This window comes from Microcystis aeruginosa LEGE 91341 (assembly GCF_015206885.1).
GTDB classification, from domain to species: domain Bacteria; phylum Cyanobacteriota; class Cyanobacteriia; order Cyanobacteriales; family Microcystaceae; genus Microcystis; species Microcystis aeruginosa_H.
The window spans coordinates 1-11,664 of the sequence record NZ_JADEXY010000010.1; the positions used below are offsets into that span (position 1 = coordinate 1).

Annotated in this window: 13 protein-coding genes; all 13 read left to right on the forward strand. The window is 46.2% G+C overall.

Annotation, left to right across the window (positions count from 1 at the left end):
- Window positions 1-210 precede the first annotated feature (210 nt).
- The 13 genes from IQ234_RS02980 (at window position 211) to IQ234_RS03040 (ending at window position 11,605) form a co-directional block, all read left to right on the forward strand.
- Window positions 211-495 (forward strand): Nif11-like leader peptide family natural product precursor, encoded by a 285-nt coding sequence (locus tag IQ234_RS02980; protein ID WP_002731728.1) that lies wholly within the window; start codon window positions 211-213, stop codon window positions 493-495.
- A 724-nt stretch (window positions 496-1,219) separates the two neighbouring features.
- Window positions 1,220-1,531 (forward strand): carbon dioxide-concentrating mechanism protein CcmK, encoded by a 312-nt coding sequence (locus IQ234_RS02985; RefSeq protein ID WP_002734613.1) that lies wholly within the window; start codon window positions 1,220-1,222, stop codon window positions 1,529-1,531.
- A 66-nt stretch (window positions 1,532-1,597) separates the two neighbouring features.
- Entirely contained in the window at window positions 1,598-1,939 is a 342-nt protein-coding gene (locus IQ234_RS02990; protein WP_002741689.1) for a carbon dioxide-concentrating mechanism protein CcmK, read from the forward strand.
- A 32-nt stretch (window positions 1,940-1,971) separates the two neighbouring features.
- On the forward strand, window positions 1,972-2,283 hold the full coding sequence (locus tag IQ234_RS02995) for a EutN/CcmL family microcompartment protein (protein ID WP_002734360.1): 312 nt from the start codon (window positions 1,972-1,974) through the stop codon (window positions 2,281-2,283).
- A gap of 70 nt (window positions 2,284-2,353) precedes the next feature.
- Window positions 2,354-4,312 (forward strand): ribulose bisphosphate carboxylase small subunit, encoded by a 1,959-nt coding sequence (locus IQ234_RS03000; RefSeq protein WP_193955981.1) that lies wholly within the window; start codon window positions 2,354-2,356, stop codon window positions 4,310-4,312.
- A 131-nt stretch (window positions 4,313-4,443) separates the two neighbouring features.
- Complete coding sequence (locus IQ234_RS03005) at window positions 4,444-5,106, forward strand: carbon dioxide concentrating mechanism protein (protein WP_193955982.1); 663 nt, start codon at window positions 4,444-4,446, stop codon at window positions 5,104-5,106.
- Window positions 5,107-5,655: 549 nt separating this feature from the next.
- Window positions 5,656-7,071, forward strand: a complete 1,416-nt coding sequence (locus IQ234_RS03010; protein WP_002753365.1) for a form I ribulose bisphosphate carboxylase large subunit — start codon at window positions 5,656-5,658, stop codon at window positions 7,069-7,071.
- A gap of 130 nt (window positions 7,072-7,201) precedes the next feature.
- Window positions 7,202-7,600 carry a RuBisCO chaperone RbcX gene (rcbX, locus tag IQ234_RS03015; RefSeq protein WP_002732424.1) on the forward strand — a complete coding sequence of 133 codons (399 nt, stop codon included), beginning with the start codon at window positions 7,202-7,204 and terminating at the stop codon, window positions 7,598-7,600.
- A gap of 15 nt (window positions 7,601-7,615) precedes the next feature.
- Complete coding sequence (locus IQ234_RS03020; RefSeq protein ID WP_002741682.1) at window positions 7,616-7,951, forward strand: ribulose bisphosphate carboxylase small subunit; 336 nt, start codon at window positions 7,616-7,618, stop codon at window positions 7,949-7,951.
- 209 nt (window positions 7,952-8,160) lie between these two features.
- A complete protein-coding gene (locus IQ234_RS03025; RefSeq protein WP_193955983.1) occupies window positions 8,161-9,336 on the forward strand; it encodes a helix-turn-helix domain-containing protein in 1,176 nt (391 codons plus the stop codon).
- A 44-nt stretch (window positions 9,337-9,380) separates the two neighbouring features.
- The gene (locus IQ234_RS03030; RefSeq protein ID WP_193955984.1) at window positions 9,381-9,869 is read left to right on the forward strand and encodes a hypothetical protein; all 489 of its coding nucleotides are present in this window, start codon (window positions 9,381-9,383) and stop codon (window positions 9,867-9,869) included.
- A gap of 403 nt (window positions 9,870-10,272) precedes the next feature.
- The gene (locus IQ234_RS03035; RefSeq protein WP_193955985.1) at window positions 10,273-10,839 is read left to right on the forward strand and encodes a photosystem I assembly protein Ycf4; all 567 of its coding nucleotides are present in this window, start codon (window positions 10,273-10,275) and stop codon (window positions 10,837-10,839) included.
- Between the two features lie 28 nt (window positions 10,840-10,867).
- Window positions 10,868-11,605 carry a peptidylprolyl isomerase gene (locus IQ234_RS03040; RefSeq protein ID WP_110579325.1) on the forward strand — a complete coding sequence of 246 codons (738 nt, stop codon included), beginning with the start codon at window positions 10,868-10,870 and terminating at the stop codon, window positions 11,603-11,605.
- The last annotated feature ends 59 nt before the right edge of the window (window positions 11,606-11,664 follow it).

An 11,664-nucleotide genomic window follows, 5' to 3' on the forward strand; every position in this document is an offset into this window, starting at 1 on the left:
CACCCCACACCCCACACCCCCACTCCTCAATTCATAATTCATAATTCCCATTTCCCAGAAAAAGCATACTCAGCCATACAAGCAAATAAAAACGAAACTTTTGCTTTGAGGATATCTCCTGACTGGTAGGATAAAAATAAACCCTACTAGGCAGTTTAACCTCCACGCCGCCGAGGCCACACCTTTAATCATCAAAGGAAAAGTATTTATATGTCTAAAAATCAAGTGTTCGACTTTTTCGCCTTAGCCGCTAAAAACGAAGAATTGGGTAAAAAAATGCGTTCAACCCAAGATCCTCAGCAATTACTAGAGATAGCTCGCTCCCAAGGCTTCGATTTCTCCCGTCCGGAATTAGAAGCGGCACTTAAATCCTTGCACGAGAGTCCCGACTTTTTCCAAAAGTTAGCTCATGCAGTCTTAGAAGTTTTCAGTCCTAACCACGATAATTATCCCTCGATCGGTGTCCAACCCTACGAAGGCGAGATTGATCGCTAGAATCAGTGAGCAGTGATCAGAGGTGAGTTTTCCTTTCACTGTTTACTGATCACTGAAAAAGGCTCCCTCACTCCCCAATTGATAAGGGAGCATCCCACTAAGCATTTTGCATCCAAGTATAATTGCTTATGGCAAAAGTGGGATGCTCCCAATTCATAATTCATAATTTATAATTCCCACTCCCCACTCCCCACTCCCCAACCCCAGCCGTATATAGTATAAAAAAATTATAAAAAAGCCGAAATCAGCGAAAAATAGGCTTTTATCTGCCAGTAAATCTGGCGGAGACAATCGAGCTGCCAAGAGAAAAGTGAAAGCGCAAATGCAGTCATAGCAAAGGTTTTGTCCGTAAATGTCCTGAGAATTGCTGAGGCTGATGAACGAAGGGAAGGAATGATTAACTTTCGTTAACGTGAAGATGAGAAATAATCATAATGTTTTATATTGTCAAAGGTGTCATAGTTTCCTATGCTTTTTTTAGGTTGATAATTTTGCCTGACTCGTCAAATTTTTACCAACCAGCCCTAGAAAATAAAATTAGTGGATGAAAACGGTCACGATCGAGATAAAATTTAGGATGGTCTTACCCCCACCTTGCCACGATCCCGACTGCCACCAAAGCTAGAGCAGGAAAAGTAACAAGGAAAGAATTTGACTGAAACAAAGTTGATAACGCTAACGAAATTAATAGTTTAGTTTGGCTTGACAAGCGAGGAACAAAAAAATGCCAATTGCAGTAGGAATGATTGAAACCCTAGGATTTCCCGCCGTTGTGGAAGCGGCCGATGCCATGGTCAAGGCCGCCAGGGTGACTCTAGTGGGTTACGAAAAGATCGGTAGTGGTCGTGTCACTGTCATTGTCCGGGGAGACGTTTCAGAAGTGCAAGCTTCTGTGGCTGCCGGAGTGGAAAACGCCAACCGGGTTAACGGAGGACAAGTGCTATCTACCCATATCATCGCTCGTCCCCACGAAAACCTCGAATACGTGCTGCCCATTCGCTACACCGAAGAAGTAGAGCAATTCCGCAGCTACTAAACACCGTTAATCGGGGTCAGCATCTATAGAGTCGAAGAAAGCCAACCATTAGGAGACAAAAATATTATGTCAATTGCAGTGGGCATGGTGGAAACCTTGGGTTTCCCAGCCGTCGTCGAGGCGGCTGATGCCATGGTAAAAGCCGCCCGCGTAACCCTAGTAGGTTACGAAAAAATTGGTAGTGGTCGCGTCACCGTCATCGTCCGGGGGGACGTTTCGGAAGTACAGGCCTCCGTATCGGCGGGGACAGAAGCGGCATCTAATCGTGTTAAAGGTGGTCAAGTTCTCTCGACCCACATCATCGCCCGTCCCCACGAAAACCTCGAATTCGTTCTTCCCATTCGTTATACAGACGCCGTGGAACAGTTTCGTGAAAGTGTTAACCCGCAACCTTTAAGACGAATCTAGAGCGCAACTAACTTTTAGTGTAAACAAATTCCATGCAAATTGCCAAAGTTTGCGGAACCGTCGTTAGCACCCTGAAACCTCGCAGTATGACGGGAGTGAAACTTCTGCTTTTGCAATTCATCGACGCTCAAGGGCAACTTTTGCCTAAATACGAAGTAGCGGGTGATATTGTCGGAGCGGGGCTTAATGAATGGGTGCTAGTGTCCCGGGGAGGAGCGGCTCGGATCGAAGACGGGCAGAACAATCGCCCCCTTGACGCGATGGTGGTGGGGATTATTGACACTATAACCGTAGAAAATCGCACCCTCTACAGCAAGAGGGACGAATTTCGTCAATCCGGTTAAACATCGATAGGACCCAAACACAGTTAATTAACAACCAGCCAGCCAAATTCAGTATGGAGGAAGACTAACTATGGTCGTCCGCACAACGGCGGCTAGTCCGAAAAAGCGGACCAAATCCCCAGAGGAAACGCGCATAGACGAGAGTGCCAAAGTCCACACCTTCCCTAACCTCAGTGGCGCTATCGAGATCGGGGCGCGAGTGGTGATCGCTCCGGGGACTTCCATCCGCGCCGATGAGGGAACTCCCTTTCACATTGGCGACGACAGCAAAATTCAGGACGGGGCAATCATCCACGGTTTAGAAAAAAGCCGTGTGGTGGGAGATGACGGCCGAGAATATTCAGTGTGGATCGGCCGGGGCAGCTGCATCACCCACATGGCACTCATTCACGGGCCAGCCTATGTGGGCGATCGCTGTTTTATCGGTTTTCGCTCCACCGTCTTTAATGCTCGCATCGGGGCCGATTGCATAGTCATGATGCACGCCCTCGTTCAAGACGTGGAAATCCCCGCCGGTAAATTCGTGCCATCCGGTTCCGTGATCACCAGCCAACAGCAGGCTGATCGCTTACCCGATGTCACAGAAATCGATCGAGCCTTCACTCGTCACATTGTCGATATCGACCTCGCCCCCAGCGTCCCGATCAAAGCCCAAAGCCCAGCGACTCCGCCACCGGCAGCCGCTATAAACATCGCTAATGAGACGCTATATAGAAATTCGGTGACACCTATGAGTTTAAATACAAACATTCGAGCGCAGGTTCGCTCCCTCCTCTCCCAAGGCTACAAAATCGGGCTAGAATACGCTGACAAACGCCGCTTTAAAACCAGTTCTTGGTTAAGTGCCGGCTTTATCGACGGCAGCCGCGAAGAACAGGTATCCCAATCCCTAGAAGCCTCCCTGAGAAACCTACAGGGCGAATACGTCCGCCTGATCGGAGTCGATCCCGCCGCTAAACGGCGCGTACTGGAAATGATTATCCAACGCCCCGAAGACACCCCGGGAGAACCGGCCCGCACCACCACCGCCGTCCACGCCGGCCATAGCAACGGCAACGGCAATTCTGACCTGTCGGTGCAAGTGCGTTCCCTGCTGGCCCAAGGGCTGAAAATCGCCACCGAACACGCCGATAAACGCCGGTTTAAAACCAGTTCTTGGTTAACAGGACCGGCGATCGAAACCAAGGGCGAAGCGGGCATCATTCGCGATATCGAAGCGATCGTGGCTGAAAATAGCGATGAGTACGTCCGTCTGATCGGGATCGACCCGCAGGCGAAAAAACGCGTCGTCGAAATGATTATTCACCGTCCCGGCGGCACCCCCGCTAGTAACGGCAGCGGCCAAACCAGCAGCTACAGCAGCCCCGCTAGTAACGGAGCCAGTTATAGCAGCAGTGGTAACTTAAGTGGGGAAACGATCGCTCAAATTCGTTCCCTGCTCGCCCAAGGCTACAAAATCGGCACCGAACACGCCGATAAACGCCGGTTTAAAACCAGTTCTTGGCAGAGTTGCGCTCCGATCGAAAGCAATCGCGAATCTGATGTAATTACTGCTTTGGAAGATTGTTTACGCGAACATAGCGGCGAATACGTCCGCTTACTCGGTATCGATGCTAAAGCCAAAAAACGGGTTTTAGAAACGGTGATCCAGCGTCCCGATGGTTCGGTGGCTAGTAATGGCAACGGTAAAACCGCCGCCGTTGCGGAACCGAGTTTCAAAAGCTATGGTTCCGGTTCCTCCGGCGGCGGTACTGCCACTTTAACCAGTACCTTAACCACAGAAACGATCGCTCAAATTCGTTCTTTATTGAACCAAGGTCACAAAATTGGCAGTGAACACGCGGATAAACGTCGTTTTAAAACCGGTTCTTGGCAAAGCTGCACCCCCATCGATAGCAGTCGCGAATCCGATGTGGTGGCCGCTTTAGAAACCTGTCTGCGCGACCATCAAGGGGAATACGTTCGTCTGATCGGGATTGACTCCCAAGCAAAACGTCGTGTTCTCGAATCGATTATTCAACGCCCTTAATTTCAGGACTCGGCGAGCGGTGAACGGAGATAGGTGTTAGGTGTTGGTGGATCGGGAAAAATACCTGAAACTCTAACCCCTACCCCCTAACCCCTGATCACTGATCACTGATCACTGAGTAACTGTCAATTATGTCCTTACCCCCTGTTCAACCTATTAGCCGCTCGGAATTCTATATTAATGGTGATGTAACCATTGATGAGAGTGCGATCGTGGCTGCGGGGGTGATTCTCCGAGCAGCCCCCAATAGCCAAATAATTATCGGTGCGGGTGCTTGTCTGGGTATGGGAACGATTCTAACCGCCTATCAGGGTGTTATTGCTATCGGTGCCGGGGCAATTTTAGGTACAGGAGTTCTAATAGTCGGTCAGGGTGAAATCGGTGAAAATGCCTGTATCGGGTCAACCACAACGATTTTTAATGCTTCCGTGGCAGCGATGTCGATCGTGCCCTCCGGCTCCCTGATCGGAGATACTTCCCGTCAAATTACCATTGAGGTGTCAGCAACCCGATCGGAACCAGAAAGACCCCCTTTACCAGAACCGGAACCCGTAGTCAGTCAAGTGTCCCCAGTGCCGTCCGTGGAGGAAATGGTCGCCGAAACCGTGGCCAGTCCTTGGGATAGCGAGGAAATGGTCGCCGAGGCTAGTCCTGCGGAAACCAGAGAACAAGCATCTACTACTAACCGACCGAATCAAGCATCGGTGGTCGGAAAAGTCTATATCAATCAGTTATTGGTCACGCTATTTCCAGAACGTCATCGTTTTAATGGCAACAATAACCTTAATTCTTGAAGGGGAAAATAATCGTTCACAAGCCAAAAATCTCAACAATAATTACTGAGTAATTAGACCTAATTTATCTAGAGTTCACTGCTGTCTAACTGTCCTCTAGGTACTGGGTATAATTGCTTAGAAATTCAGTTAATATTTAGCGATTGCCGACATTTTTTGAGGTTGTAATTATTGATAATCTTCCTCAATTAACAAGTAGTTTTAATCGCTCAAAGCCTGATGAGCAGAAGTTTCTGTGTGTCAATCAGGTAAATTTTTGTTGATTTTTTTGTGTTTTTGTATAGATTATCAAAGTTAGATGACGAGAGATTAAAGAAACTAATCGCCCCAAGAAAAAAAAACAATCAAAATTTTGGGGATAGAGAAAAAAATGATCAGAATAGGGTAAAGTTCGTGTTAAGATGATCAGTTGAAAAAAACATTAGTGAAAATTGCTCCCTAACTTCGCTCCTAGCAGCAGGGGAAAGGAGCTTAAGAAAAATCTATGTCGGTTGACGGCGAGATTTTACAGGTGCGACTAATCATGCAGTTTATGGAGGAATAATCCCAATGGTGCAAGCCAAATCCAAAGGTTTCCAGGCCGGCGTAAAAGACTACCGCCTGACTTACTACACCCCCGACTACACCCCCAAAGATACCGATCTACTAGCTTGCTTCCGGGTAACACCCCAACCCGGAGTTCCTCCTGAAGAAGCAGGTGCGGCGGTAGCGGCGGAATCTTCCACAGGTACCTGGACCACCGTTTGGACCGATAACTTAACCGACCTCGATCGCTATAAAGGTCGTTGTTATGATATCGAACCCGTACCCAACGAAGATAACCAGTTCTTCTGTTTCGTTGCCTATCCTTTAGATCTATTTGAAGAAGGTTCCGTCACCAACATCCTCACCTCGATCGTTGGTAACGTTTTCGGTTTCAAAGCTCTACGCGGTCTCCGTTTAGAAGATATCCGTTTCCCCGTCGCTTTAATCAAAACCTTCCAAGGTCCTCCCCACGGTATCACCGTTGAACGGGACAAATTAAACAAATATGGTCGCCCCCTACTCGGTTGCACCATCAAACCCAAACTCGGCCTTTCCGCTAAAAACTACGGTCGTGCCGTTTATGAATGTCTTCGCGGTGGTTTAGACTTCACCAAAGACGACGAAAATATTAACTCTCAACCCTTCATGCGTTGGCGCGATCGTTTCCTCTTCGTCCAAGAGGCGATCGTTAAATCCCAAGCAGAAACCAACGAAGTTAAAGGACATTACCTCAACGTAACCGCTCCTACCTGCGAGCAGATGATGCAACGGGCTGAATTCGCCGCCGAAATCAAAACCCCCATCATCATGCACGACTACCTCACCGGTGGTTTCACCGCTAACACCACCCTGGCGAAATTCTGCCGCGACAAAGGGTTACTGCTCCACATTCACCGGGCAATGCACGCGGTTATCGACCGTCAGAAAAATCATGGTATCCACTTCCGCGTTTTAGCTAAGTGCTTACGTCTCTCTGGTGGTGATCACCTGCACTCGGGAACCGTTGTCGGTAAACTTGAAGGTGAACGCGGAATCACGATGGGTTTTGTTGACCTGATGCGTGAGGACTATGTAGAAGAAGATCGCGCTCGTGGTATTTTCTTCACCCAAGACTACGCTTCCTTACCCGGGGTAATGCCGGTTGCTTCCGGTGGTATCCACGTTTGGCATATGCCGGCGCTGGTGGAAATCTTCGGTGACGATTCCTGCTTACAGTTCGGTGGTGGAACCCTCGGCCACCCCTGGGGTAACGCACCGGGTGCCACCGCTAACCGTGTGGCTCTGGAAGCTTGTATCCAAGCTCGTAACGAAGGTCGCTCCTTGGCCCGCGAAGGTAACGACGTTATCCGGGAAGCTTGCCGTTGGAGTCCTGAACTGGCTGCCGCTTGCGAACTCTGGAAAGAAATCAAATTCGAGTTCGAGGCTATGGATACCCTCTAATACAGCCCTTCAGAAGGTTGTTAGCAGTTATCGGTGCAAAATAATGCCGGGGACTTGCCCAAAATCGGCAAGCAGTCGCTAGAATTTCAACACTGATAACTGTCTAGCCAATAACTGAAAACTGTATAAAATGTATCCGAAAAAAGTTGTTCAAGATACCGCGAAAGTCTTACAAAGTTACCTAACTTACCAAGCGGTTCGCACGATTATCGATCAATTGTCAGAAACTAATCCGACTTTAGCTATTTGGCTGAGTCACTATACTTCTAGCCATTCCATTCAGGATGGCGAGGCTTATATTGCGGGGTTAATGACTGAGAATAAAGAGTTAGTTTTGCGGATCATGACGGTAAGAGAACATTTAGCCGAACAGGTTTTAGAGTTCTTGCCAGAGATGGTAAAAACGGGAATTATTAATGACAATACCGAACATCGTCGGCAACTTTTGGAACGTCTCACCCGTACTGCTATAAGTCAACCAGAGACATCGGAATTAAATCTCGATGTTGATGATCTACCCAACCCATAAGGAATCAAGAAACCCATGAAAACTTTACCTAAAGAGAAGCGTTACGAAACCCTCTCCTACTTGCCTCCCCTCACCGATCAACAAATTGCTAAACAAATTCAATACATGATCGATCAGGGTTATATTCCTGCTGTGGAATTTGAAAAAGATCCCAAACCCGCCGATTATCATTGGACGATGTGGAAACTGCCTTTATTCTCTGTTTCTGGCCCCCAAGAAGTTCTTAATGAAGTTCGCGAGTGCCGCACTGAATATTCTGATTGCTACATCCGCGTTATCGCTTTTGACAACATCAAACAATGTCAAACCATGAGCTTTATTGTTCATAAACCCAATGCCGGCCGCTACTAATTTGGCTGTCATCTAATTATTAACTGTTGAGGGGGGTTCTTAGACCTCCCTTTTTTTTATTTGTCTGGTACAATTTTTAACAAGAGTGAATCCGAGCTAGAAATAGGGGAGCATCTCACCTTTAATTGAAATGACTATATAATTACTCACTTGCATAAATGAAATGCTCCCAATATAATGGGACTGGATTCCTGTTTTTCTGATTAGCGATGGCATTTGATTATGTAGTTTTAGGCAGAAAGCTCAAGAAAGCGCGAGAAAGTCTTTCAATTACTCCGCAAGAGTCGGCATTGCGTCTTCAAATAAGTTTGCAGGAATATCTAGATATTGAAGAAGGCAGGAATAGAATTACTGGCGACCAGTTGGTGTTGTTATCTGTGATGTACCGCCGTGACTTCAGGTACTTAGTTACAGGCGACTACCCATCAGCAGAGTCCCAAGTTCAAGAAATGTTTCGTCGCAACGCTGCCCTTTCCAAAAGCGATCGCATTGCTATTCAGGAATTTGTTCGGCTTTGTGAGTACGAAGATTTCCTAGAAAGGGAAGTATTTCAGCGTCAGCCTAAAAAAATTCCTAATTACGCACAATATCTGTTTAATCATAGCTACTTCAAAAGACAAGGTGAAGAAGCAGCTTCTTTGGAGAGAGAACGTTTGGGTTTAGGGCAACAGCCAGTAGAAAATATATTTGAGTTAATCAGAAATCAAGGCATTCATATATTCAAACGTCAATTAGAAGATAAAAATATATCTGGACTATATATTAACCATCCGGTCGCTGGTCACTGTATTCTCATCAACTATCTTGATGATTTATACCGACAAAATTTTTCTGCCGCTCATGAGTACTGTCATGCTTTATTTGACTCTTCTGAAGGGCAAGAAGTTACATACTTAAAATCTTCAAATGCTCGGTCTGAACTTGAGTGGAGAGCCAATAGTTTTGCAGGTAAATTTCTGGTTCCAAAACAAAGAATTGAGCTAGATTATTCACCTGTAGACAGTTACGAAGCTTGGGTTCGTCTCATTCGGCAAATTGCTGAACGATTTCGAGTTAGTTCTCAAGTGGTAATTATCCGTTTATCTGAGCTTACATGGCTCAATAAAGCTTTACAAGATCAATTAATTCAAGAAAAACGTTTGGTTATTAAACATGACGAGAAATTTGATCCTGAGACTCCACCGACGCTATCTTCAGGTATGCGAAGTAAATCTGCACAAATTATACGTCAAGGTTTGTCCTGGCATTTCATTGATTTGTGTACAGAAGCATATAGAAGAGGAGAAATTACTTACCATAAGCTCCTAGATATGCTATTGCTGCCTTTGGAAGATGGTTATCAGCTTCTAAATGAACTTCTAATGTTTTTGGAGGTTAGTAGTTAGTGAGGGGCGTAGTAGCTATTGATACTTGTGCGATTATTCACTTCATGTACATTAATCGCTTTCATCTTCTTAAATTGCTTGGATACTCTGTGATTACTACAGTGTATGTTCAATTAGAATTTGAGCAGGGACATTCTGGCAGTTTAAGTTATTACAAAAGATTAATTAATTCTGGTGAAATTACAAAATTTCCTCTAGAGATCGAGGATTTGGTTGAGATGTCAAACGTTCCTCAATCAAAACGTGCGAGTGATGCAGAGCTATCCTGTTTTGTTGTTGCCAAACGTATTGGTGGCAAAGTGCTGACTGATGATAGAAAGGCAATAAATTATATTCAGCGATACATTCAAATGCCGACAGGTAGTATTGCTCAATTGGTTGAGATTTTGATAGAAGCTTATTTAGCAAACCATTTAGGCGATCATGAGCTTAGACCAATTCAGAAAACTCTGGCGGATAATCAGTTCAAGATTAAGTTCGACTTAGCTTGTGAGGCAGCAAGGAGAAGATGGATGAGAAGTGTTGAACGATAGTGAGGTTTCCAAGGCACTGCGTAGCAGCACGCCGCTATTACCTGGTGCTTTAATAAAATGTAACGCACCTTGTCTGTGGGGTGCTAAGTTAACATCAACATAGGAATTATAACTATTATTGGACTTGCCCGTTGACAAAAGGCCATAACCCGTGCTGTATCTGAATGTGCCGTTACTGGGTACAAATTAAGGAAACCCCGAATAAATATAACGCATGATTGTTGCCGAGGAGAATTACGATTAGGGAATTTTCCCCTAAACTTCCCCCACTCACCTATAAGTAAATATTGTGATAAACATGGGTACACCCAGAAAAATCAACGGCTGTATCCCTGGGGCGGGGTTGGGGAAGTGGCGAGAAAAAAGCTGGTAAAATAACTCTAGGCAACCTTAAAAAGAATTCATGAAAGCGCAAACAACAAGTAAAGATAGCCTGATCCTACGGCAAGAAGTAGTGGGAGCGCGTCGCCCTAGTAACTATTTTTGGGCTGTAATCGTCTCTATTGGCGGTCTAGGGTTTTTCCTTGCCGGTCTTTCCAGTTATTTGAAGGTCAATCTACTTCTCGTTAGCGATACCAGTGCCTTACAATTTATTCCCCAAGGAGTCGCCCTCCTCTTTTATGGCACTGCGGGGACCCTTTTAGCCATCTATCTCTGGTTATCTCTCCTCTGGAATGTCGGAGGTGGTTACAACGAGTTTAATAAGGAAACTGGCAAACTTAAAATCTTTCGTTGGGGCTACCCCGGCAAAAATCGTCGCGTTGATCTCGATTGGCCCCTGGAAGATGTGCAAGCTGTGCGGGCCGAAGTGCGAGAAGGACTCAACCCGAAACGGGAACTATTCCTGCGGATTAAACAGCGTCGCGATATCCCTTTAACTCGCGTCGGTGATCCGATGTCCCTCTCGGAATTGGAAAATCAAGGAGCGGAACTCGCTCGTTTTCTAGAAATTCCTCTAGAGGGATTGTAAGCCTTTTTTCGCTCTTTTTGGCTATAAAATGATGAAGATAAGAAAATCTGGCTGGCTGTCTGTGGTTTGTGTTTTTTTAATCACAACGACCACACTTTTCGGCTGTTCTTCCCCAGAAGCTAACTCCACCCCCGATAATTCTAGTATCACCCAAACCTCTCAACCTGCCAGTTCGGGCAGTGTCAACATGGATAATTACAAACCCCGCTTAGATGGAACTGCTGTCGTCGAGATGATCATCAAAGGTAAACCGGTAACGATCGAAATTGATGGCAATGCAGCCCCAGTTACTGCCGGTAACTTTGTGGATCTGGTCGCGAGAGGTTTCTATAATGGTTTAACTTTCCATCGCGTGGTTACAGAACCGCAGCCTTTTGTCGCCCAAGGTGGTGATCCCCAAGGTCGCGGAACTGGTGGTTTTGTCGATCCAGAAACCAAGCAACCCCGTTATGTTCCCCTGGAAATTCTCCTTAAAGACGAAAAAGAGCCGATTTATGGGAAATCAATCGGTCAACAGGCCACGTCGCGCACTCCCATCGTCGCTTTACCCCATAAACGCGGTGCGATCGCGATGGCCCGTTCTCAACAGCCTAATTCCGCTTCTTCTCAGTTTTATTTTGCCCTGTCGGATATAAATTTCCTCGATGGTGATTATGCCGTTTTTGGTTATGTCACTAAGGGAATGGAAGTGATCGATACGATTAAACAAGGGGATAAAATTGACTCGGCTAAAGTTATTTCCGGTGCAGAAAATCTGAAAAAATAGCGATCGGTTAGGGTGGGTTCGCGGGACGATAATTTAATCTTCGCCGTCACCCACCCAAT

Excerpts from the sequence above, each read along its gene's own strand:
- IQ234_RS02980 (WP_002731728.1), top strand. The coding sequence starts at position 211 with ATGTCTAAAAATCAAGTGTTCGACTTTTTCGCCTTAGCCGCTAAAAAC.
- IQ234_RS02985 (WP_002734613.1), top strand. The coding sequence starts at position 1,220 with ATGCCAATTGCAGTAGGAATGATTGAAACCCTAGGATTTCCCGCCGTT.
- IQ234_RS02990 (WP_002741689.1), top strand. The coding sequence starts at position 1,598 with ATGTCAATTGCAGTGGGCATGGTGGAAACCTTGGGTTTCCCAGCCGTC.
- IQ234_RS02995 (WP_002734360.1), top strand. The coding sequence starts at position 1,972 with ATGCAAATTGCCAAAGTTTGCGGAACCGTCGTTAGCACCCTGAAACCT.
- IQ234_RS03000 (WP_193955981.1), top strand. The coding sequence starts at position 2,354 with ATGGTCGTCCGCACAACGGCGGCTAGTCCGAAAAAGCGGACCAAATCC.
- IQ234_RS03005 (WP_193955982.1), top strand. The coding sequence starts at position 4,444 with ATGTCCTTACCCCCTGTTCAACCTATTAGCCGCTCGGAATTCTATATT.
- IQ234_RS03010 (WP_002753365.1), top strand. The coding sequence starts at position 5,656 with ATGGTGCAAGCCAAATCCAAAGGTTTCCAGGCCGGCGTAAAAGACTAC.
- rcbX (WP_002732424.1), top strand. The coding sequence starts at position 7,202 with ATGTATCCGAAAAAAGTTGTTCAAGATACCGCGAAAGTCTTACAAAGT.
- IQ234_RS03020 (WP_002741682.1), top strand. The coding sequence starts at position 7,616 with ATGAAAACTTTACCTAAAGAGAAGCGTTACGAAACCCTCTCCTACTTG.
- IQ234_RS03025 (WP_193955983.1), top strand. The coding sequence starts at position 8,161 with ATGGCATTTGATTATGTAGTTTTAGGCAGAAAGCTCAAGAAAGCGCGA.
- IQ234_RS03030 (WP_193955984.1), top strand. The coding sequence starts at position 9,381 with ATGTACATTAATCGCTTTCATCTTCTTAAATTGCTTGGATACTCTGTG.
- IQ234_RS03035 (WP_193955985.1), top strand. The coding sequence starts at position 10,273 with ATGAAAGCGCAAACAACAAGTAAAGATAGCCTGATCCTACGGCAAGAA.
- IQ234_RS03040 (WP_110579325.1), top strand. The coding sequence starts at position 10,868 with ATGATGAAGATAAGAAAATCTGGCTGGCTGTCTGTGGTTTGTGTTTTT.